This window comes from Pseudomonas sp. 910_23, from assembly GCF_052850795.1.
This window is the reverse complement of record NZ_VXCZ01000012.1, coordinates 168,935-189,275: the sequence shown is the minus strand read 5'-3', so window position 1 is coordinate 189,275 and position 20,341 is coordinate 168,935. Positions and strand designations below refer to the sequence as shown.

Below are 20,341 nucleotides of genomic sequence, written 5' to 3'. Positions count from 1 at the left end.
TGACCGTAACTTAATTACGGATATGTACTCAGTCTGATCCAACATCCTGGTCGGCCCTGAGGCCGCCATCGGGAGCAAGCCCCCTCCCACATTTGGATCTCGATTTGTCAGGTAGATATGTGCTGGCTGTCCGACCGTCACGAGAGCAAGCTCCCTAGCCACAGGTATGGCGCCGAGACCATCAGGTCCAGGCCACCACCAACAACCCGGCACCCAACACCAGGCACAACGGCGAGTACAGGTACGTATCCAGGCGTGCAAACCGAGAGTTGCCGACCTTCTTGAAAAAACCTACCAGCTCCGAATCGCCAATCGCCCGGGCAAACATCAGCACCGCAATCGCACTGATGCCCCACTGCAACGCGCCATGGGACACCGGCGAGAAATACAGCCCGGCGCGCAGGCAAACCAGCAAGGCAATCGCTACCAGCCCCATCGCGACCAGAAAGGTGCCCAGCGCCGACGGCTTGAAAGCCGGTCGCGGCCCGCTGGCAAATTCGCCAGGCAGTTGCGGAATCGCCGCCAGGCTGCCGAATTTGCCGCCAGCCGCCCAGTAAAGATGCACCATGCTGATAAAGGTAAAAACCCCGACAATCCATCGCGCAATGACAAAACTCATGGCGGACGCTCCCGAAAAATGTGGGAATCAGGATAGTCGCCCTGAGATTTTTTGCAGGCATTTCGTCGGCGGCTGATGTTAAAGTGCCGCCCCATGAAACTCGCCCGTGCCGACCGCTCGCTCATTGCCTGGATGCTCTACTGCTGCGTCCTGTTCAATGTATTCGCCTGCAGCATTGGTCATGGGCAGATGGTGGGGATGCAGCTCAACGGCATCAGCGGCCAGTTCTGTACGGTGGACCCGCGCACCCAGGCGCCCCTGCCCAGCAATTCCACGGATGAAAGTCTGCCAACCCTGTCGAAGGCCTTTGGTTGCCCGCTGTGTTCTACCGGCGGCATGGGGCCTGCGCTCAACTCCCATCTGAATGTGGCGGTACTGCCACAACCCCATGCGCCACCTGCTGCGGTGGTGCTCGCCGCGGATATTCCTGCCCGTTTCACCTGGCCCACGGCTAACCCGCGTGCGCCACCTGCCTACGCCTGATCCCTGCGCTTTCTGATCTGCATTGCCGACCGTTTCCGAGAGGAAGGACCGGTGGCTGTGCGTTGTTTTCAAGCCAAGTTTTCAGGATTCAACCATGAAACATCTACCCCTGTTGGCGGGCCTGTTCGGCTGCCTGCCCGTTTGCGCCTGCGCCCTTGAGTTGGCGCCGACCACCATTGAAGGTGATCAAAACATTGAGCCCGGCCTGGCTCTGGATCAATCCAGCGGCATGGCCTCGCGCCTGGGCCTGAGCGTGCGGGAAACCCCGGCCTCGGTGGCCATTGCCAACCGCAACGATATCGAGCGCCGTGGCGCCAGGACCTTTCGCGAGGCGGCCAATACCCTGCCCGGCGTCAGCGCCAGCGCGCCGCCCGGGTTTGGTGGTTTTGTCTCGTACCGCGGGTTTACCAGCAGCCAGATCACCCAGATGTTCAACGGCATCAATGTCGCCACAGGCCTGGCGCGGCCGGTGGATGCGTGGATCTACGACCGTGTGGAACTGGTCGGCGGCCCCTCCTCCCTGATCAACGGCGCCGGCTCCGTGGGCGGCTCGCTCAATTACGTGACCAAGTTGGCGACCCGTGAAGAACAGGCCGCAGAAGGCCAACTGACCTACGGCAGCTACGAGACCGCCGGCATGGCCTTCGGCCTTAATCACGCGCTGACCGAGCCCGGCGCCGACGTGCAGCATTACGCGCGACTGGATGTGAGCCGCAACACCAACCACAGCCACATCGACCGCGCTCAACGGGATGCCTGGAGCGTGGCGTTTTCCCTCCTCAGCGACCTCACGCCCAACCTTTCCCACACCCTGGCCCTGGAATATCAGGATGAGCATGAAGACAGCCCGTATTGGGGCACACCGGTGCTCAATCCCAAGGCCGGCGAACTGAAGATCGACAAGCACAACCGCTTCAACAACTACAACGTCGCCGACGGACGTTATGAGCAGCGTACAATCTGGGCCCGCTCGATCATCGACTATCGGATCAACGACAGCACCACGCTGAAAAATACCCTCTACCACCTCGACAGCCAGCGCGATTACCGCAACCTGGAGACCTACCAGTACAACGCCGACAACAGCGCCGTTAACCGCTCCACGGCCTATCAGGTGCGGCATCAGGGCGAACAGAACGGCAACCAGTTTGAACTGCGCCATGACACCGGCGTGTTCGGCCTCTCCACCACTTGGTCTGGCGGTTTTGAGTACAAGATCAACAGCACCACCAATAGCCCCTTGAACGTATCGGGTCAAAGTACCGTCGACCCGAACAACTACAACCCGGGACACTTCTATGACATCCCCGGCACCCGACCGGGCTTCATCAAGGACAAGACCAACCAGGTCACCACCAAGGCACTGTTCGTGGAAAACCGCCTGGGGCTCACGGACAAGCTGTCACTGCTGACCGGCCTGCGTTATGACGCCATCGACCTGGACGTGACCAGCCACCGCACAATCACCGCTACCAACCCTCGGCACTTCAAGCGCAGTTGGGAGCCAGTAACCGGCCGTGTGGGGCTTACCTATCAGTTTGTTCCGTCGGCCAACGTCTATGTGCAATACAGCACCGCCGTCGAACAGCCCAATACCACCACCCAGGTGTTCGACGTATCCACCGGCAAGCAGTGGGAGATCGGCAGCAAGTTCGATTACCTGGACGGTCGCGGCTCGGCAACGGTCGCCGTCTACAAGATCGAACGCGAAGACTTTGCCGTCACCGACCCACAGGACCCCACCAACAGCATCCCGGTGGGCGCGCAGTCGTCCAAGGGTATCGAACTGGCCAGCTCACTGCGCATCACGCCAAGGCTGCTGGCCGAAGGCAACTTTGCCTGGGTGGATGCCGAGTACGATGAATTCAATGACAAAGTTGCCAGCGGCGCCGTGGTATCGCGCAAAGGCAATACGCCGACCAATGTGCCCAAGCGCGTGGGCAACCTGTGGTTGACCTACGACTTCTCAGAGGATTGGCAAGGGGGGGTGGATGCGCGCTATGTCGACCAGGTGTATGTCGATTATGCCAACACCCAGACAGTGCCGGCTTACACGCTGTTCGGTACGTTCCTGCGCTACAAGCTCGACGCCCGCACCTCGGTGACCGCGCGCGTGCGCAACTTGACCAATGAGGTGTATGCCGAGTTTGCGCATGTGTCGCCGGCGTATTACCTGGGTTCGCCGAGAACGTTTGAGGTAGCGGTGCAAACCAAGTTCTGAGCCTGAAATGCAGTCAACTGTGGGAGGGGGCTTGCTTCCGATAGTGGTGGTTCAGTCGATGCATATGCAAGCTGATACACCGCTATCGGGAGCAAGCCCCCTCCCACATTAAGACTATCGGTTACTTGAGACTCGCCTCAACCTTCTGGGCTACATCCGGCGTCAACCACGCCTTCCACACCTCAGGGTGCTCCTTGAGGAACGCCTGGGCCACGTCCCGTGGCGCGGTGTGGTTTTCGCTCATCTTCGCCAGGGCCTTGTTAAGCGGCTCGATGGGGAACTCGACTTTTTCGAAGAACTGGGTGATCTGCGGATATTGCTGCTGGAACGGCGTCGATACGCCAATGCTCAATTTGGATGCCAGCGAGCGCGTAGGCTTGGGGTCAGTGTTGTCCGCGTCGGTCAGGGTCTTCCATGCATCGGCATCAAACGGCGGTTCTTCCAGCTGGATCAATTTATAGCGCCCCATCAACGGGGTGGGTGACCAGTAATAGAACAGCACCGGCTTGCCCCGGCGGATCGACGAGGCAATCTCGGCATCCAGCGCTGCGCCCGAGCCGCTGCGGAAGTTCACATAAGTGTCGTCCAGGCCATAGGCCTTGAGCTTCTGTTTGTTGACCACTTCGGACGTCCAGCCGATGGGGCTGTTGAGAAAGCGCCCCTTGCCCGGGGATTCCGGGTCTTTGAATACATCCTTGTAGCGCACCAGGTCCTGTACGCTCTTCAGGTCCGGCGCCAGGGCCTTGAGGTTTCTGGACGGGTCGCCCTTGACCACGTATTCCGGCACCCACCAGCCTTCAGTGGCGCCTTTGACTGTGTCTCCAAGCCCTACCACTTTGCCTTCGGCTTCAGCCTTGACCCAAACAGGGCTGCGGCCCGCCCACTCTTCGCCGATCACCTGGATGTCGTTCTTGGCCAGGGCGGTTTCCAGGGTGATGGTGGTGCCAGGCAAGGTGTCGGTGGGCAAGTCATAACCCTTTTCGACGATAAAGCGCAGTACTTCGGTGATCAGGCTGCCGCTTTCCCAGTTGAGGTCGGCAAAATGCACCGGTGCCTGTGCAGCCGATACCGGCAGTGACAGACTCAGGGCCGTCAGCGACGCTGCCAGCAGTGACTTCAATCCTCTCATGCCTTTGCACCTCGCGTTCTCTCAGTCATGGCAAACGGCTTTGCCGCTAATGCGCGAAGCCTCTGAATAGTTAAGTCAACTCAACTGTAGTAGAGGTTCCGAAAGACAAAGGTGCACAGCGTATTTATCGGTTATTCGCTGGCCTTGAACGTCACCAGTTCACCCTTGCGCCACTTGGCGGCCTTGCCCGTCACGGCCTTGAGGGTTTTGGTCAGCCCTTCCTGCAATTGTTCATGGGCGGCAAATACCAGCATCACGCTATGGCCTTCCTTGAACACAATGCCCTGGCCTTCGTTCGACGATACAAAGGCGTAGTCGCCGAGGCCGTAAACGGTCAACTTGATATCGCGAAACTTGAGTTCGAACTTTCCACCTTCGCGGCTGGGTAAAACAGCCGCACGGAAATGGTCGCCCACCTTGAGTTCCAGGCGTGGCTTGTCATCCACGACCAGTGCCGCTTCGGTATCGATCTCGGCGATGTAGATGCCTTCCGGCGTCTGTTCAGTGACGTAGACAAACCGGGATTGAAACTGTTTGACCAACTTTGCGCGCAAATCACCCAGCACGAATAACGCGTGCATATCCAGATTACTGACTGCCAAGGAAACGCCCCCACATCAAGAAAGCGCTGGCCGCCGAAGCGGGCAGCACAAAAAAACGGCCGTTACGGCACGATCACACATTCATCAAAAACCTGAAGATAACCCGCAGGACTCGTACACCCAGCCGCGGTGGACCTAAAGCAAGGTCAGCCGGTGGCACAGCAAATCACAGGTTCAACGACCCGAGAATACGAGTCGACCAACTTCAGAGAATAACCCAGTCAAAAGTGCACTTTCCGACACCCGAAACAAAAAAATACACGGGCATGGAACCAGTTGCGAACTACCGACGACAATACTAAAACAGCAAGCCGGGTCAAAACCACCCGAAACGCCAAACACAGGCTAACAAGATCGATCGACAGGAGCTGAGCATGCAACGACGTCAACACAATGCTACGTCCTTCCACACTCGTTCATCATGTCCAGACGAACGCCAATACTACTGCTTGCATAACCTTGATGGGTACTCCCATTCGGTTATTTACCAAGTGGTACCGGCCGGAAAGAACTTTTTCCACATTCTTGAAGTGCCCAGTGGCAGGATCAAGGGGTTTCGCAGCGACCACAATAAAGCCTGTGAATTGGCCAAAATGCTTGAAGCCAGGCTGCATGCCCTTTGCGGGGGACTCGTTTCGTCACCTGGGTGACTTTACTGCGCCTGCGCCCCTCAACAACTGCCATACTGGCCCGTCCATTGAAGTTTGCCCCGTGCGGGTCAGGTTTCATCAGTGCAGTTACCTTGAAGGGAAGGCTATACGTGACGGAATTTGATATTGGCGAATTTTTTATCCACGGCGATGCCAGGGAAGTAGACGGAGAGTTTCAAGCAGTCATTATCATGCGGGCCAAACCACCGCTGACCACTGTGACCGCGCACCAGGTAGAAAAAGACCGTTGGTTCAAGACTGTAGACGCCGCTGCCTTTGCAGCAAAAGAAGCCGCAAAAGCCCTGAAAACCGCCGTGGATTCGGGTGCTCTCAATTCCTGATACCTCGATAGAACTCTAACGCGCCTCAAGCCTCCCATACACAACGATCCTCACTTTGTATGGAGTACCCAATGGACGCGCCAATCCCCACGCTCGAAACCCTGTTTGAACAACTGGGCCTGGACTCAACCCCTGAGGCCATTGATGCCTTCATCGTCGCGCATCCGTTGCCGGAAGGCGTGAAGTTGATCGATGCGCCGTTCTGGACGCCCCAACAGGCGCAGTTTCTTAAGGAAGAACTGCGTGAAGACGCTGAGTGGGCCATCCCGGTGGATGAGTTGAATCAGCGCCTGCATCAATCTCACTAGCACGGTCTCAATGCAGGCTGTCTGACTGTTCCATGCGCAACAGCGCTTGCCAGGCAGCCTGACACTCCTGCGCCTCATCGCGACTGGCAAAAGCGGTGCCGCGCTGTTCACCATTGAGCAACACTACCCAGCAGGCTTTCTGACCCAAGGCACGCAGGGTCTCAGGTACACCGCTGCCGATCATCACGGCCACATCGACTTTGTTTTGCATGGAAGTTCTCCGTAGCATTAGTTAGCTGCCTAACAATGTTGGCCATGCTACGGTTTTATTCCAGTTGGAAAAAGCTATCCTGGGAATAGCTTCATTGCATAAACAGCAACAATCCATCGCGCCAGACGCGGGCCGGATGATCTCGGGAGGTTGTTGCAGACGGGGCAGCCAGCTCACTGGCAGGCCCCCCATTCAGCACATCAGGCTTGACGCTGATGCTTGTCGATCTGCTCGTGGCGCTCTTGGGCTTCGATGCAGTACTTGGTGGTCGGGCTGATCAGCAGGCGCTTGAGGCCGATCGGCTCGCCGCTGTCATCACACCAGCCAAAAGAATCTTCCTTGATGCGCTCCAGGGCGCGCTCAAGTTGCGGCAGCATACGCTGGTCGCGGTCAATGGCATTTACCAGCCAGGTGCGCTCTTCTTCGACGGAAGCCGCGTCAGCCGGGTCCGCCGGGGTGTCCAGGCTTTCAATGGCGATGCGGTTCTGTTCAATGCGCTCGTGGTGTTCCACCTTCATGTCTTGCAGCAACTTCTCGAAAAAAGCGTGCTGTTCGGCATTCATGTAGTCATCCGCCGGCATGGCCAGCAACTTTTCCTTTGTCATTGATTTCTCTATAAAAAATACGTGCATTAAGGCGAATAAGGGAGCGTTCCGCAAGGCCTGTGCAGGTCTCGGAAGGGCGCCGTCCATTTCAAGCGCCACCCGGCACTCAATTTACGAGGGGCGGCAGTCTAAGGCCGACTTGAGAGCGCAGCAACTGAAAAGACAGGCATTTTTTCCCAATTAACCCCCAAAGGCACCAGGACGGGCTTGGCGAACGGTCATCGGAGTGCGTTTATAGCAAGAAATTCAAGTTTGTGGAGCTATATAGAAGACAAACGGTTGAAAGTGGCTGATCCCGGGCTAAATGTGGGAGGGGGCTTGCTCCCTCCCACATTTGATCTGAGTCGGCCCTTGGATTCACTCAGCGCTTGAGCTTGCGCTTGTTGCGGTACTGGTCGATCACCACTGCCACCACGATGATCAGGCCCTTGATGATGTCCTGGATATACGCATCCACCCCCACGAAGGTAAACCCGCTGGCCATCACGCCGAGGATCAGCGCGCCGATCACGGTGCCGGTGATGCGCCCCACCCCGCCCGCCAGGCTGGTGCCGCCGATCACCGCGGCGGCAATCGCATCCAGCTCGTAGGACATGCCCATGCCCGCCTGCCCTGTCGCGGCACGGGCCGAGGCCACCACGCCGGCCAGGCCCGCCAGCAGCCCGGCGATGCTATAGACGATGATCAAGTGGCGCTTGACGTTGATGCCCGAGGTGCGCGCCGCCTGCATATTGCCGCCGATGGCGTAGGTGTACTTGCCGTACTTGGTATAACGCAGAGCAATATGGAAGATCACCGCCACCACCAGGAAGATGATCACCGGCATGGCACCATGGCCGATGGCCGTGTAGGAATCCGAGAGCATGCTCACCGGCTGGCCTTCGGTGTAGTAACGCGCCAGGCCACGGGCCGAGACCATCATGCCCAGGGTCGCGATAAACGGCGGGATGCCGGTCACCGCGATGATGCTGCCATTGATCGCCCCTGCCAGCAGCCCCACGCCCAGGCCCATCGCCACCGGGATCCACACCGGCAAGTCGGTCAGGGAAGGAAACACCGCCCGGGAAAAATCCGAGGTCTGCGCCAGGCTGGCAGCGATCATCGCCGACAAGGCCAGCACCGAGCCTGACGACAAGTCGATCCCCGTGGTGATGATCACCTGGGTCACGCCGATAGCCAGCAGGCCGATGATCGAGACTTGCAGAATCATCAGCACCAGGCGCTGGGAGTTCATCAAGAAGCTCTGGTCGCGCACGATCCAGCCGAACAGTTCAAACACCAGGCCGATACCGATCAGCACCAAAAAGATGCTCAGCTCGGTGGGCATGCGTCGACGATTCTTCACCGGTGCCGTCGCCGGCTTGTTGTCTGTTATTGCGTTCATAGCCCATCACCTTCTTATTCTGTAGATCAGTGGACCGCAGACATGCCGGAGGCCAACTGCATGACTTTTTCCTGGGTGGCCTCGGCACGATCCAGGGTGCCCATCAGTTCGCCTTCGTGCATCACCATCACCCGGTCGCTCATGCCAAGCACTTCGGGCAGTTCCGAGGAAATCATGATCACCGCCATGCCTTCGCTGGCTAGAAAGGCGATCAAGCGATAGATCTCGGCCTTGGCGCCCACATCGATACCGCGGGTCGGTTCATCCAGGATCAGCAGCCTTGGGTTGGTCATCAGCCAGCGTGCCAGCAGTGCCTTTTGCTGGTTACCGCCCGACAAGGTGTCGATGCATTGCTCCAGGGACGGAGTTTTTACTCGCAGCTTCTTGCACATCTCTTCGCACAGGCCGCGCAGGGCCTTCTGCTGGATAAAGCCGCTGCCCGAATAGTGCGGCAACACCGCCATCTCCATGTTTTCCAGCACCGACAGGCACGGGAACAGGCCGCTGAGCTTGCGATCTTCGGTCAATAGCGCAAAGCCTTTCTCGATGGCCATGTGCGGGTCGGTAATGCGCACCGCCTTGCCGTCCAGGGTGATTTGCCCACCGGTGCTTGGGGTAATGCCAAAAATGGTTTCCGCCACATTGGTACGCCCAGAGCCCATCAGGCCGGCGATACCGAGAATCTCCCCGGCGTGCAGGTCGAACGAGACGTCCTTGAACACGCCGTCCAGGCTCAGGTCGCGTACCGACAGCAGCAACTCACCTATCGGCGTCTCGCGCACCGGGAACAACTGGCTCAACTCTCGCCCCACCATCATCGAGATCAGGCTGTCGCTGTTCATGCTGTCGGCACGTTGCAGGCCTATGTACTGGCCGTCGCGGAACACCGCCACTTCATCGGCGATGGCGAACACTTCGTTCATTTTGTGCGTGATGTACACGATGCCTTTGCCCTGTGCCTTGAGGTCGGCAATGATCGAAAACAGGTGGGCCACTTCCTTGTCGGTAATGGCCGAGGTGGGTTCATCCATGATCAGGATGTCGGAGTCGTACGAGACCGCCTTGGCAATCTCGACCATCTGCCGTTCGGCGATGCTCAGGTTGCCCACCTGCTCTTCAGGGTCGAGGTTGATGCGCAGGCGCGCCAGCAACTCGGCGGTGCAGCGATGCATTTCGCGGTGGTTGACCATGTGCAGGCTGTTGAGCTGCTCGCGGCCGATCCAGATGTTCTCGGCGATGCTCATATGGGGCATCAGGTTGAGCTCCTGATGGATCATGGCGATCCCGGCCTTTTGCGCCGCCAGCGGCGTTTCGAAGGTAATAGGCTTGCCACGCAGGCGGATTTCCCCGGCGTCGGGCTGGTAGATGCCGGCGATGATCTTCATCAGCGTCGATTTACCCGCGCCGTTCTCGCCCATCAATGCCAGCACCGTGCCGGGGCGCACCCGCAGTTGCACATCGTCCAGGGCGACAACACCGGGAAAGCCTTTGCTGATGTTGAGAATTTCCAGCAGGTAGGGTTCGTCCAGCGGCAACGGCTGGATGCCCGGGGGCTGCGAGGCAGCGGCTTGAGCAAGCATAGGGAGGCACTCCATCTGCAGGGCGGCCGTGACCGCCCTGCCGGCTTATTGTTGTTGTGTCAGGGCTACTTGAAGTCTTTGACGTTGTCCGGGGTGATCAACTGGAACGGGATCACCACGTTCTGCTCCACCGGCTCTTTTTTGGCCATCTTGCGCGCCGCTTCCACGGAACCCACCGCCTGGCCCTTGGCGTCCTGGAACGCCGAGGCGGCCATGTCACCCTTGGTAATCGCGTTCAAGCCATCCGGCGTACCGTCAACACCGGCAATCAGCACGCTGCCTTTTTCCTTGCCGGCCGATCGCAGGGCCATGGACGCCCCGATCGCCATCTCATCGTTGTTGGCCAGCACCGCATTGAAATCACGCCCCTGGGTCAGCCAGTCGTTGACCAGGGTCATGCCCCGGTCACGCAGCCAGGCGCCGGTCTGCTCCTGCTCGATCTTGATGTCCGGGTACTTGGCCAGCACTTCCTTGACCCCCTTGGTGCGGTTGGTGGTGGAGTTGTTCGCCAGGTCACCCAGCAGGATCACGATCTTGCCCTTGCCGCCGAGTTTTTCGGCGATGTATTGCATTTGCAGGCGCCCGGCCTCGACGTCATCGGAGGTCACGGCCACCACGTCCTTGGGCAAGTCTTTCTGGTCCGGGCGGCGGTTGACGAACACCAGCGGAATGCCCGCCTTGGTCGCAGCCGCAATGATGTTCTTGGTCGAAGCGGTATCGACCGGGTTGACGATAATGGCGTCGACTTTCTGGCTGATAAAGTTCTCGACCTGGCTCAATTGCTTGACCACATCGGCCCGCGCGTCTTCAAACTGCAATTGCACGCCATCGCCCTTGGGGTAGGACTTGGCTTGCTTGTCCATGTCTTCGCGCAGGTAGGTGAGGAAGGTGTCATCGAACGCAGACATCGTGACGCCCACCTTCAGATCGGCGGCGCCGGCAACGCCACTGGCCAGCAGCATGGACAGGGCCAGCGCGGTAAAACGGATCGGGGTCTTCATGAACGGTCTGTCTCCACTTTCTTGTTGGTTTTTTTCGACGTTGCGTTTATCAGGACTCGGCTGTCAGTCGCACCACTGGCGCCCCTGGAATGCAGCACACCAGCGCGCCCTGGTTTTCGACGCACAGCACGTTAAGGAAGGAGAAGTAGAACGGCCGGGCGCGGGGCAGTCCGCGTGGCGCTTGGGCGGGGCGTAAAACTCGAAGTACAGCGTTGAAGATTTTCATCTGACGGTACCTGGTTGTTTTTGATCTTGTTTTTGTTGAGTCGCCCGCTGGGTCCGGGACGTACTTTATGCAACCTGGAAACGACTGTATTAGAAAATAATTTCCATATCAACCTGTTTTAGAATTTTATTCTATTTTTGTCGAAACCACTTGCTGGCGCTCGGCGCTCAGGCGTGCGGCGTCCAATATACGGGTGGTTTCCAGCGCGTCATAGGCACTTACCGGCAGCGGTCCCTGCCCTTGCACCGCCAACTGCAACTGGCGATAGAACTGTGTCCAGCAGCCCTTTTCCGACGGCACCCGCTCACGCTCCGAGCCTTGTTCGAACCAGCCCCAGCGTCGATGCTCCTCCGCGCCCCAGTGCTCGCCTTCGGTCTTCGGCGATTTACCGGCGATCAGCGCTTCTTCCTGGCCATCCAACCCTTCGACGGTGTAGCAACCCAAGGTGCCACTGACACGAAAGCGCGGCGCCTGGCTGTTCTGCAAGGCGTTGCCCCACAGGTGTGAAATCACGCCGTTGGCGTGGCTCAGGGAAACAAAAAAGCCGTGATCCACGCTGGGGTGTTCAGGGGTGTAGTGCAGTTGGGCGAACACTCGGTCCACCGGGCCGAACAGTTGCAGCGCCTGATCGACCAAGTGGCTGCCCAGGTCACGCAGCCACCCGCCGCCGCTGGCATTGCCCACGGCTTGTGGGCTGTAGCGTTCTACACGAGATTCAAAGCGGGTGATGGTACCCAGGGCACCGGCATCGATGAGTTTGCGCAGAGTCAGGTAATCCGAATCCCAGCGCCGGTTCTGGTAGACGCTGAGCAGCGAGCCCTGGCGCTCGGCGGCGGTGATCAGGGCCTGGGCCTGTTCAGCGTTGGCGGCAAAGGGTTTGTCGCTGACCACCGCCACGCCGTGTTCGATGGCTTCCAGTACCAACGCCGGGCGACCTTTGAGGGTGGTGGAAATCACCAGGGCGTCGACGCCGGCTTCGACGATCTGGCCGATGGAGTCGAAGGCCTTCACGCCTGGTAGATCGGTACTTAATTGCTGGCGACGCTCCGGCGAGCGTGTGACAACGCCCACAAACGTCGCACCAGGCAACGTCGCAATCAGCGGCGCATGAAAGAAGCGCCCTCCGTGGCCATAGCCGACTAGTCCAATTCGCATGATTCACTCCTGCTTTGAAGTGCAAACACTGTTCAAATGTGGGAGGGGGCTTGCCCCCTCCCACATTGACCAGGTTCCACCTGTGAGATTGGGATCAGCCGTAGAAGTGTGGGCGATCCGGCAAGCTCACCGGCACAATCTGCCCACTGCCCTGGGCTTCAATACACGCATCCGCCGCCACCGCCGCCGCATACCCATCCCACGCCGACGGCCCGCCGACCTGCCCAGCCCGCACGCTGTCTATGAAGGCCTGCAACTCCACGTCATAGGCACCGATAAACCGATCCTTCCAATCCATCAGGATCGCATTGGACAGCTTCGCACCGCTGCGCAGTTGCACCTGGGACGGCTCCGGCAACTTGGCGATGCCGGTCTCCCCCACCACTTCGCACTGGATGTCGTAGCCGTATTGGCAGTTCACAAATACCTCCACGTCGATACGCGTGCCCTTGGCGGTTTCCAGCAGCACGATCTGCGGGTCGCGCAGGTGGGCCAGGGCCTTGCTGGTCTTGCGCGGGAAGACCACCTGCACGGACACATAGTCGTCATTGAGCAACCAACGCAGCACGTCCAGTTCGTGGATCAGGGTGTCGGTGATCGCCATGTCGGTGTTGTAATTCTCGCCCACCGTCGGGTTACGGTGCGCGCAATGCAGCATCAACGTCTCGCCGATCTGGCCGCTGTCGATCACAGCTTTCAAGGCCCGATAGCCTTCGTCATACGGACGCATGAAGCCCACCTGCACCAGGCGCTTACCGCAGGCCACTTCGGCCTCGACGATCTTGCGGCAGCCTTGCGCGGTGACCGCCAGGGGTTTTTCACAGAACACCGGTTTGCCAGCGGCGATGGCGGCCAGCACGAATTCTTCGTGGCTCGGGCCCCATGAGGTCACAAGGATCGCTTCGACCTCTGGCGAGTTGATCAGCGCATGGCCGTCAGGGTACACCTCGGCGTCCAGCTTCAAGTCCGCCACCACCTGCGCGGCCTGCGCAAGGTTGATATCGGTGACCGCCACCACCTGGCTGTTGAGCAAGGTCTGGCTGCAACGACGGATATGGTCCCGGCCAATGGCGCCCGTACCAATCACTCCAAGCTTCAAAGACATGTAAACACTCCTCTTGTTATTAGTACTGCCGGGCCTTGGCCAGGTGCTCATTGAGTTTTTTTGCCGCTGCATTCGTGCGTTCACTGGTGGACACCTGCGCCACACCTACCCGCCACCACGACAGGTAGCCGTGGACCATGGTCTTGGGCAGCACTTTGATATCGATCAGCGTCGAGACGGTTTGCGTGCGCGCGTCGGCAAGGGCCGCTTCCAGCTGCTCTAGCGTGCTGACCTTGTAGGTCTTGCAACCATAGGCCGCCGCACTCATGGCGAAATCCACCGGCACCAGGCCGCCGTCGAGCTTGCCGCTCTCGGGGTTGCGGAAGCGAAACTCGGTGCCGAAGCTGTCCATGCCATTGCCGATTTGCAGGTTGTTGATGCAACCGAAGGCCATGTTGTCGAGCAGCACCACGTTGATCTTGCGCCGTTCCTGGATCGAAGTGGCCAGCTCCGAGTGCAGCATCATGTAGGAGCCGTCACCGACCAGGGCGTAGACCTCTTTGGTCGGCTCGGCGAGCTTCACGCCCAAAGCGGCATTGATCTCGTAGCCCATGCACGAATAGCCGTATTCGACGTGATAGGTATTGACGCCCTTGCTGCGCCAGGCGCGCTGCAAGTCCCCGGGCAGGCTGCCGGCGGCGGCGACGATGATCGCATCGTCGGCCAGCGCCTGGTTGAGCACGCCCAGTACGCGGCTTTGGGTCAGGCAGGAGCCGGTCAGCTCGATAAACTCGCGCAGTACGGCGCGGTCCAGAAGGTCGTCAACTTCCGGCACGAAATCATCGTCTGAGTATTGCACCTGGTACACGCGATCCACTTCGGCATTCAGTTGCGCCTTGGCGTCAGCGATCTGCTCGCCCCAGCCGGAACGGTAATCGCCGAGGGCATCGGCCAGCGCTTCAAGCGCGACTCTGGCATCCGCCACCACTTGCACACCGTCCAGCTTCAACGCGTCGCAGGCGCTGACATTGAGGTTGAGAAAAGTCACCTCGGGGTGCTTGAACAGCGATTTTGACGAGGTCGTGAAGTCGGTATACCGCGTGCCGATGCCGATGATCAGGTCCGCCTCGGGGGCCAGCAGGTTCGCCGCCAGGCAGCCGGTTTCGCCGATGCCGCCGACGTTCAGTGCATGGCTGGAGACCACCGCGCTTTTACCGGCCTGGGTTTCGGCAAAGGGAATCTCAAAGCGCTCGGCAAAGGCTTGCAGCGCCGCATTGGCGCCGGAGTACTTCACCCCGCCGCCACAAATGATCAGCGGTTTGCGCTTGCCGCGAAACGCCGCCAGCGCATCGCCGATCATCGCGGCGGTGGCCGGGCGCCGGTCGATACGGTGCACGCGCTTTTGCAGGAAGTAGTCGGGATAGTCCCAGGCCTCGGCCTGCACATCCTGGGGCAAGGCCAATGTCACCGCGCCGGTTTCGGCAGGGTCGGTGAGCACGCGCATGGCGTGGATCGCCGCCGTCATCAACTGTTCGGGGCGGTTGATGCGGTCCCAGTATTTGCTCACGGCGCGGAACGCGTCGTTGGTGCTGATGCTCAGGTCGTGGAACTGCTCAATCTGCTGCAGCACCGGGTCGGGCTGGCGGCTGGCGTAGACATCGCCGGGCAACAGCAGCAGCGGTATGCGGTTGGCCGTGGCGGTGGCTGCCGCAGTGAGCATATTCGCAGCGCCAGGGCCGACCGAGGCCGTGCACGCATAGATCTTGCGGCGCAGGTGCTGCTTGGCAAACCCAATGGCGGCATGGGCCATGCCTTGTTCGTTGCGGCCCTGGTGCACCACCAGGTCGCCGCTGTCCTGCTCAAGCGCCTGGCCAAGGCCCAACACATTGCCATGCCCGAAAATAGTGAACACCCCGGCAACGAACTTGCTCTGTACGCCGTCGACTTCGATGTATTGGTTATCCAGAAACTTCACCAGGGCCTGGGCCATGGTCAATCGTGTGGTGCTCATGTCGCGCCCCTTATCGTTTTTGCAGGTGGGCGATGCTTGCCCCCAATGCCTGCCGGATATCCGCCAATCCATGCACGCTTTCGGCAAACGGCTCGAACGACAGATAGCCGCTGTAGCCGGTGCTCAGCAAGGTGTCGATCTGCGCCGCATTCCCGAGAATATCGTCCTCGCCCACCAGCACGCGGTGGCCGTCGCGGATTGAGTCAAGCGGCGCCTCGCGGTCTTCCACCCCGGAGATATGCACCAGCCCGGTCAGTTCCGGGAAGAACTCATGCTCGCCGGCCAAATGATGGTGAAAGGTGTCATGCACCACACGAAATACATCCAGGCCACCGATGGCCTTGATTGCATCCACTGCCACGCGCTTGCGGCGCAGGGCGGATACTGCGAAGCCCAGGGGTTCGATGAAACCGAGAATCCCGTACTCACGCAGGATCAACGCCAGTTCGCTCAACGCGGTGCGCAAACCAGCGGCGCGCTGCGCGTCGTTACGCGTATCGCCAGGCTGATTGAACGGGCACATCACCAGGCCCTGGGCCCCGCACTCACGGGCGTAGGTGGCCAGTTCGATTGCCTGAGCGCGGCGTTCGTCGTTCCACACATCAAAAGGGTACAGCGCGTTGATCGACAGCACCTTGATGCCCTGCGCCGCGCACAACTCACGCACGCGGGCGGCGGACATGCCGTATTCGATGTCGCGGTTTTTGAGGTCGTTGCGAATCTCGATGGCATCGCACTGGAGGGCTTTGGCCAGCTGGATAAAATCCGCCAGGGGCAAGTCAGGCGCGACCATACGGTTAAGGGCAAAACGTAGCGGCGACTTCATTGTTGTTGTTCTCCGTCCAAAACCGTCTAAAGGTCCAGCAGCCAACTGTGCTGCGGGTCGTTATGGAAATGCCAGGCGCGCTTGGGGCCGGCCATGACATTGAGGTAATAAGACTCGTAGCCATACGGCACGCTGACCGGGTGATACCCCTTGGGCACCACCACAAGGTCGCTGTTTTCCACGGCCATGGCCTGGTCGATGCTGCGGTCGTCGGTGTACACGCGCTGGAACACAAAGCCCTGGGGTGGATTGACCTGGTGGTAGTAGGTCTCTTCCAGAAAGCTCTGGTGCGGCAGGTCGTCGGTATCGTGTTTGTGCGGCGGGTAACTTGAGGAATGCCCCGACGGTGTGCGCACTTCCACCACCAGCAGCGAATGGGCCGGCTCGCTGTCGGGCAGGATGTCGCAGACGTAGCGGGTGTTGGCGCCTTTGCCGCGCACACTGCGTTTGCACTGCTCGGGGCGGATCAGGCGCGGGGCAAAACCCGCCGCACCCGGCGCCGCACACACGGCGATCTGTACATCGCTCAGGGCCGTGACCTGGGCGTCGGTGCCCGGCGGCAAATAGGCGGCGAACGGTGATTTGTCTTCGAACACCGACTGGCGATCACCCAGGTTCTGCCAATTGAAGCCTTCGCCTTCGATATTCACCCGACCGCTGAGCAGCACCAGGCACAGCTCCTGATCGCCCGCGCTGACCGGCAAGGTTTCGCCCAGGCTCAAGCGGTAAGCGGCGAAGCCTACGTACTCCAGGCGCCCCGCCTCCAGGGCAACCATGGTTTGCCCGCGTTTGCTGCTTTTGACCAACAAGCTCATCACTCAAACCCTCTCGTTGAGAAGCGCACGCAAGGTGTCATAGCCCTTTTTCGCGTAGATATAACTGGGCGCCACGGCCGGGTCCTGCTCGGCTTCCACCACCAGCCAGCCTGCGTAGTTCGCAGCCAGCAGCACGTCCAGTAACGACGCAAAGTCGATATCGCCGTCCCCTGGCACGGTGAAAGTGCCGTTGACGATGCAATCGGGAAAACTCCACATCTGATTGCGCGCCAATTGCACCACGGGTTTGCGCACGTCCTTGAAATGCACATGGCAAACGCGGTCGATGTGCTTGCGCAACACCTCGATGGGTTCGCCGCCGCCCATGTAGCAGTGGCCCGAATCGAACAACAGGCCGACTTCCGGGCCCGTGCGCTTCATCAACTGGTCAATGTCTTCGGGAGACTCGACGTAGGCACCCATATGGTGGTGATAGGCCAGGCGCACGCCTTGAGACAAGGTGAAACGCGCCAGCTCGGTGAGCTTGTCGGCGTACGCCTGCCAGGCCTGTTCGCTATGAAAACGCGGACGTTCTATCAGGCGAATGCGTGAACCCTGGATCGAATCGGCGACTTCGCCGTACACCAGGACGTTGGCACCGTTTTGTTTGAGCAGTTCGACATGGCCGGCAATGGCCTCGATCTCCTCGGCCACCGAACGACGGGCCAGGCGGCTGGAGTACCAGCCCGAGACCAGCGCCAGGTCATAGGGACGCAGCACGTCGCCGACGCCCTTGGCATCCTTGGGAAACTTGCCATTGAGTTCAAAACCTTCGTAGCCGATGTCCTTGCCTTCACTCAGGGCCGTGCTCAGCGGGGTTTCACCGCCAAGGGCCGGGAGGTCGTCGTTGCTCCAGGAGATCGGGTTGATGCCAATTCGGATTGCGGGCATGGCTGCACCTTTTATTGTTTTCTCTAGAGATCACTGAGATCTGCTTTATGTGGGAGGGGGCTTGCTCCCTCCCACATTGGATTGCATTGCACATTTGGAATGTGTGACTAAGTTCGAGCACTGCGCCAGGCGTTGATGAGTTGTTCGAAGGTAGCCTGTACCTGCTGGATCAAGGTCTCATCATCGATCTCCCCCGCCATCCACGCCCGGCTCGGCTCCTGGAAGATCGTGCGGCCGACGGCAAATCCGCGGCAGGTGGTGCTCAGGCGGGCTTGTTGAAAACCGTCGGCAAGACATTCAGCCGACGCGTTCAGGCCAAGCAACACCACGCCACGGCAGTACGGGTCACGCTCCTGGATCAGTTCGTCGAGCTTTTTCCAGTCGGCGGCCGACTGCGCTTCGATCTTCCACCAGGCCGGGTAGATGCCCAGGTTGTACAGGCGCTTGAGGCTGCGATACAAAACGTCGGGATAAGTGGAGGGGTGATCCTTGGGCGGGATGACTTCCAGCAGCAGTTCATGGCCGCTGACGATGGACGCCTCATACACCGCCTTGAGTTGCGCTTCCTGTTCCAGGCGCAGCATCGGCTCGTCATCGGGGTGAAATTGCACCAGGCATTTGATGATCTGTTCCTGGGGCCAGGCAATCAGGTTGCTGCCCACCGAGCGACCGTGTTCGAACGCCAGGGGCCGTGAGTTCTGCACTTCGACCGGGCGGGCAATCCACCAGCCTCGGCCACTGGCGGCATTGAGGGCATCCTGGCCAAAACGCTGATCGGCAAGCAGGCCCACGTCGGCCTCGATGCCCTGCTCGGCGAGCTTGGTCTCCACACGTTCGATGGCCTGGATAAACAGCTGCTTGATGGCGCTGATTCGCGTCAAGTCCTGGCCGCCTTTTTGCGCCAGGTCCACCAGCTGCCAGCGGTGGTCGAAGGCAAACACGAACAGTTGCTTCCAAGCCTTGCGCGGCACCGTGACGCGGTGCAGGCGCTGCAGGGTCGCATCCTGGTCGGGACGGGTGATCGGCGCCGGGCTGTTGAACAGGTAATCGAGTTCGGCGGGCGTGGGCATGGCCGGCGCACAGGCGTGCCGCGAGACCACCAGGCCGCCACAGGCATTGGCCAACTGGCTGCAACGCTCGTCGCTGGCGTCGTTGAGCCAGCCACTGAGAAAGCCTGACATGAAGGCATCGCCAGCACCCAGCACATTAAGCACTTCAACGCGCACACCGGGATAGATCGCCCCGTCCTCCAACCGCGCAGGGATCTCGCCGTGGATTACCGTGCAGCCTTGCGGGCCGAGCTTGACCACCAGGGTGGCGGCCGTCAGTTCGCGCACCGTGCGCAGGGCGGTGAGCAGGTCTTCACTACCACCGGCGATGAGGAATTCTTCTTCAGTGCCGACGATCAGGTCGAAACGCGCCAGGATTTTCTGCACATGCTGGCTGACATTCTGGTCGGCAACAAAACGGGTTTCGCCATCGGCCTTGCCCGCCAGGCCCCACAGCACCGGGCGGTAGTCGATATCCAGCACCCGTTTGACGTTGTGTTTGGCTGCGTAATCCAGCGCCTGAATGCTGGCCTTGTACACACCGCCGGTGGAGAAATGCGTGCCGGTGATCAGCAGCGCCTTGCTCGATGCAACAAAGGCTTCGCTGATGTCTTCGGCGCGCAGGGCCATGTCGGCGCAGTTTTCGCGGTAGAACACCAGGGGAAAGGTTTCACGGTCTTTGAGACCCAGCAGCACCAGAGCGGTGAGGCGTTCGGGGTCGACCTTGATGCCGCTGACATCGCAACCTTCGCGGGCCAGGGATTCGATCAGAAAACGGCCCATATGGTCGTCGCCCACCCGGCTCAGCATCGCCGACTTGAGCCCCAGCCGGGCAGTGCCGAAGGCGATGTTGGCGGAGGAACCGCCGAGGTATTTGGCAAAGCTGGACACATCCTCAAGCCGCGCACCCACTTGCTGCGCGTAGAGGTCGACGCCCAGGCGCCCCAGGCAAATCAGATCCAATTGACGCCCACTGGCAAAACGAGTCTGGCCCATGCTGGCTCCTGTTATTTTTATCAGCCTGCGTTGTGCCGCCGTAGTGGCGGCAAACGCTCTTGGTGGGAGCAGACTAGAACGTCCGACGGCGGCAATCAATATTTATTCCATAATTATTTTTAGTGGAATATATTTTCCAATACGTCAGAATAGCGGCACGCCAGCGCCCGTGCATCGTTTCAGCAGGCCACGC

At 59.8% G+C, this 20,341-nt stretch carries 20 protein-coding genes; 4 read left to right on the top strand and 16 right to left on the bottom strand.

Annotated elements, in window-relative coordinates; genetic code table 11:
- Window positions 1–181: 181 nt before the first annotated feature.
- On the bottom strand, window positions 182–619 hold the full coding sequence (locus FW800_RS16505; protein WP_005787763.1) for a DUF3995 domain-containing protein: 438 nt from the start codon (window positions 617–619) through the stop codon (window positions 182–184).
- Between the two features lie 93 nt (window positions 620–712).
- Here FW800_RS16505 and FW800_RS16500 point away from each other — a divergent pair, with 93 nt between their 5' ends.
- Window positions 713–1,102, top strand: coding sequence for a DUF2946 domain-containing protein (locus FW800_RS16500; RefSeq protein WP_005787761.1), 390 nt, complete (start codon window positions 713–715; stop codon window positions 1,100–1,102).
- Window positions 1,103–1,196: 94 nt separating this feature from the next.
- On the top strand, window positions 1,197–3,323 hold the full coding sequence (locus tag FW800_RS16495; RefSeq protein ID WP_446437999.1) for a TonB-dependent receptor: 2,127 nt from the start codon (window positions 1,197–1,199) through the stop codon (window positions 3,321–3,323).
- A 121-nt stretch (window positions 3,324–3,444) separates the two neighbouring features.
- On the opposite strand, the gene FW800_RS16490 is transcribed toward FW800_RS16495, so the two are convergent.
- Window positions 3,445–4,452, bottom strand: a complete 1,008-nt coding sequence (locus FW800_RS16490) for an ABC transporter substrate-binding protein (protein ID WP_446437998.1) — start codon at window positions 4,450–4,452, stop codon at window positions 3,445–3,447.
- 131 nt (window positions 4,453–4,583) lie between these two features.
- The gene (locus FW800_RS16485; RefSeq protein WP_177327419.1) at window positions 4,584–5,033 is read right to left on the bottom strand and encodes a hypothetical protein; all 450 of its coding nucleotides are present in this window, start codon (window positions 5,031–5,033) and stop codon (window positions 4,584–4,586) included.
- Window positions 5,034–5,814: 781 nt separating this feature from the next.
- On the opposite strand from FW800_RS16485, the gene FW800_RS16480 reads away from it, so the two are divergent.
- On the top strand, window positions 5,815–6,045 hold the full coding sequence (locus tag FW800_RS16480; protein ID WP_005787750.1) for a hypothetical protein: 231 nt from the start codon (window positions 5,815–5,817) through the stop codon (window positions 6,043–6,045).
- Window positions 6,046–6,116: 71 nt separating this feature from the next.
- Window positions 6,117–6,353, top strand: a complete 237-nt coding sequence (locus FW800_RS16475; RefSeq protein ID WP_032876165.1) for a DUF2789 domain-containing protein — start codon at window positions 6,117–6,119, stop codon at window positions 6,351–6,353.
- Window positions 6,354–6,360: 7 nt separating this feature from the next.
- Here FW800_RS16475 and FW800_RS16470 read toward each other — a convergent pair whose 3' ends face one another.
- The 13 genes from FW800_RS16470 to FW800_RS16410 all read right to left on the bottom strand — a co-directional run bounded on the left by FW800_RS16470 (window position 6,361) and on the right by FW800_RS16410 (window position 20,148).
- Window positions 6,361–6,564, bottom strand: a complete 204-nt coding sequence (locus FW800_RS16470) for a hypothetical protein (RefSeq protein ID WP_005787746.1) — start codon at window positions 6,562–6,564, stop codon at window positions 6,361–6,363.
- A 200-nt stretch (window positions 6,565–6,764) separates the two neighbouring features.
- Complete coding sequence (locus FW800_RS16465; RefSeq protein ID WP_003191666.1) at window positions 6,765–7,169, bottom strand: TraR/DksA family transcriptional regulator; 405 nt, start codon at window positions 7,167–7,169, stop codon at window positions 6,765–6,767.
- A gap of 361 nt (window positions 7,170–7,530) precedes the next feature.
- Window positions 7,531–8,553 carry an ABC transporter permease gene (locus tag FW800_RS16460; RefSeq protein ID WP_003191668.1) on the bottom strand — a complete coding sequence of 341 codons (1,023 nt, stop codon included), beginning with the start codon at window positions 8,551–8,553 and terminating at the stop codon, window positions 7,531–7,533.
- 26 nt (window positions 8,554–8,579) lie between these two features.
- Window positions 8,580–10,133, bottom strand: coding sequence for a sugar ABC transporter ATP-binding protein (locus tag FW800_RS16455; RefSeq protein WP_032876169.1), 1,554 nt, complete (start codon window positions 10,131–10,133; stop codon window positions 8,580–8,582).
- 65 nt (window positions 10,134–10,198) lie between these two features.
- Window positions 10,199–11,134 carry a sugar ABC transporter substrate-binding protein gene (locus tag FW800_RS16450; protein ID WP_032876172.1) on the bottom strand — a complete coding sequence of 312 codons (936 nt, stop codon included), beginning with the start codon at window positions 11,132–11,134 and terminating at the stop codon, window positions 10,199–10,201.
- Between the two features lie 49 nt (window positions 11,135–11,183).
- Window positions 11,184–11,360, bottom strand: a complete 177-nt coding sequence (locus FW800_RS16445; RefSeq protein WP_005787736.1) for a hypothetical protein — start codon at window positions 11,358–11,360, stop codon at window positions 11,184–11,186.
- 126 nt (window positions 11,361–11,486) lie between these two features.
- Window positions 11,487–12,515: a Gfo/Idh/MocA family protein gene (locus tag FW800_RS16440; protein WP_148853674.1), complete on the bottom strand. Its 1,029-nt coding sequence runs from the start codon at window positions 12,513–12,515 to the stop codon at window positions 11,487–11,489.
- Between the two features lie 94 nt (window positions 12,516–12,609).
- Window positions 12,610–13,620, bottom strand: a complete 1,011-nt coding sequence (locus FW800_RS16435) for a Gfo/Idh/MocA family protein (RefSeq protein WP_446437997.1) — start codon at window positions 13,618–13,620, stop codon at window positions 12,610–12,612.
- 19 nt (window positions 13,621–13,639) lie between these two features.
- On the bottom strand, window positions 13,640–15,571 hold the full coding sequence (gene iolD, locus FW800_RS16430) for a 3D-(3,5/4)-trihydroxycyclohexane-1,2-dione acylhydrolase (decyclizing) (protein WP_103734385.1): 1,932 nt from the start codon (window positions 15,569–15,571) through the stop codon (window positions 13,640–13,642).
- Between the two features lie 10 nt (window positions 15,572–15,581).
- The gene (locus tag FW800_RS16425; protein ID WP_446437996.1) at window positions 15,582–16,397 is read right to left on the bottom strand and encodes a TIM barrel protein; all 816 of its coding nucleotides are present in this window, start codon (window positions 16,395–16,397) and stop codon (window positions 15,582–15,584) included.
- A 26-nt stretch (window positions 16,398–16,423) separates the two neighbouring features.
- Window positions 16,424–17,212 (bottom strand): 5-deoxy-glucuronate isomerase, encoded by a 789-nt coding sequence (iolB, locus tag FW800_RS16420; RefSeq protein ID WP_005787728.1) that lies wholly within the window; start codon window positions 17,210–17,212, stop codon window positions 16,424–16,426.
- Window positions 17,213–17,215: 3 nt separating this feature from the next.
- Window positions 17,216–18,103 carry a myo-inosose-2 dehydratase gene (gene iolE, locus FW800_RS16415; RefSeq protein WP_148853672.1) on the bottom strand — a complete coding sequence of 296 codons (888 nt, stop codon included), beginning with the start codon at window positions 18,101–18,103 and terminating at the stop codon, window positions 17,216–17,218.
- Window positions 18,104–18,210: 107 nt separating this feature from the next.
- Window positions 18,211–20,148, bottom strand: coding sequence for a bifunctional 5-dehydro-2-deoxygluconokinase/5-dehydro-2-deoxyphosphogluconate aldolase (locus tag FW800_RS16410; protein WP_446437995.1), 1,938 nt, complete (start codon window positions 20,146–20,148; stop codon window positions 18,211–18,213).
- Window positions 20,149–20,341: the final 193 nt, after the last annotated feature.

Excerpts from the sequence above, each read along its gene's own strand:
- FW800_RS16495 (WP_446437999.1), top strand. The coding sequence starts at position 1,197 with ATGAAACATCTACCCCTGTTGGCGGGCCTGTTCGGCTGCCTGCCCGTT.
- FW800_RS16500 (WP_005787761.1), top strand. The coding sequence starts at position 713 with ATGAAACTCGCCCGTGCCGACCGCTCGCTCATTGCCTGGATGCTCTAC.
- iolE (WP_148853672.1), bottom strand. The coding sequence starts at position 18,103 with ATGCCCGCAATCCGAATTGGCATCAACCCGATCTCCTGGAGCAACGAC.
- FW800_RS16450 (WP_032876172.1), bottom strand. The coding sequence starts at position 11,134 with ATGAAGACCCCGATCCGTTTTACCGCGCTGGCCCTGTCCATGCTGCTG.
- FW800_RS16465 (WP_003191666.1), bottom strand. The coding sequence starts at position 7,169 with ATGACAAAGGAAAAGTTGCTGGCCATGCCGGCGGATGACTACATGAAT.
- FW800_RS16505 (WP_005787763.1), bottom strand. The coding sequence starts at position 619 with ATGAGTTTTGTCATTGCGCGATGGATTGTCGGGGTTTTTACCTTTATC.
- FW800_RS16485 (WP_177327419.1), bottom strand. The coding sequence starts at position 5,033 with ATGCACGCGTTATTCGTGCTGGGTGATTTGCGCGCAAAGTTGGTCAAA.
- FW800_RS16440 (WP_148853674.1), bottom strand. The coding sequence starts at position 12,515 with ATGCGAATTGGACTAGTCGGCTATGGCCACGGAGGGCGCTTCTTTCAT.
- FW800_RS16445 (WP_005787736.1), bottom strand. The coding sequence starts at position 11,360 with ATGAAAATCTTCAACGCTGTACTTCGAGTTTTACGCCCCGCCCAAGCG.
- iolD (WP_103734385.1), bottom strand. The coding sequence starts at position 15,571 with ATGAGCACCACACGATTGACCATGGCCCAGGCCCTGGTGAAGTTTCTG.
- FW800_RS16470 (WP_005787746.1), bottom strand. The coding sequence starts at position 6,564 with ATGCAAAACAAAGTCGATGTGGCCGTGATGATCGGCAGCGGTGTACCT.
- FW800_RS16435 (WP_446437997.1), bottom strand. The coding sequence starts at position 13,620 with ATGTCTTTGAAGCTTGGAGTGATTGGTACGGGCGCCATTGGCCGGGAC.
- FW800_RS16460 (WP_003191668.1), bottom strand. The coding sequence starts at position 8,553 with ATGAACGCAATAACAGACAACAAGCCGGCGACGGCACCGGTGAAGAAT.
- FW800_RS16475 (WP_032876165.1), top strand. The coding sequence starts at position 6,117 with ATGGACGCGCCAATCCCCACGCTCGAAACCCTGTTTGAACAACTGGGC.
- iolB (WP_005787728.1), bottom strand. The coding sequence starts at position 17,212 with ATGAGCTTGTTGGTCAAAAGCAGCAAACGCGGGCAAACCATGGTTGCC.
- FW800_RS16455 (WP_032876169.1), bottom strand. The coding sequence starts at position 10,133 with ATGCTTGCTCAAGCCGCTGCCTCGCAGCCCCCGGGCATCCAGCCGTTG.
- FW800_RS16490 (WP_446437998.1), bottom strand. The coding sequence starts at position 4,452 with ATGAGAGGATTGAAGTCACTGCTGGCAGCGTCGCTGACGGCCCTGAGT.
- FW800_RS16410 (WP_446437995.1), bottom strand. The coding sequence starts at position 20,148 with ATGGGCCAGACTCGTTTTGCCAGTGGGCGTCAATTGGATCTGATTTGC.
- FW800_RS16425 (WP_446437996.1), bottom strand. The coding sequence starts at position 16,397 with ATGAAGTCGCCGCTACGTTTTGCCCTTAACCGTATGGTCGCGCCTGAC.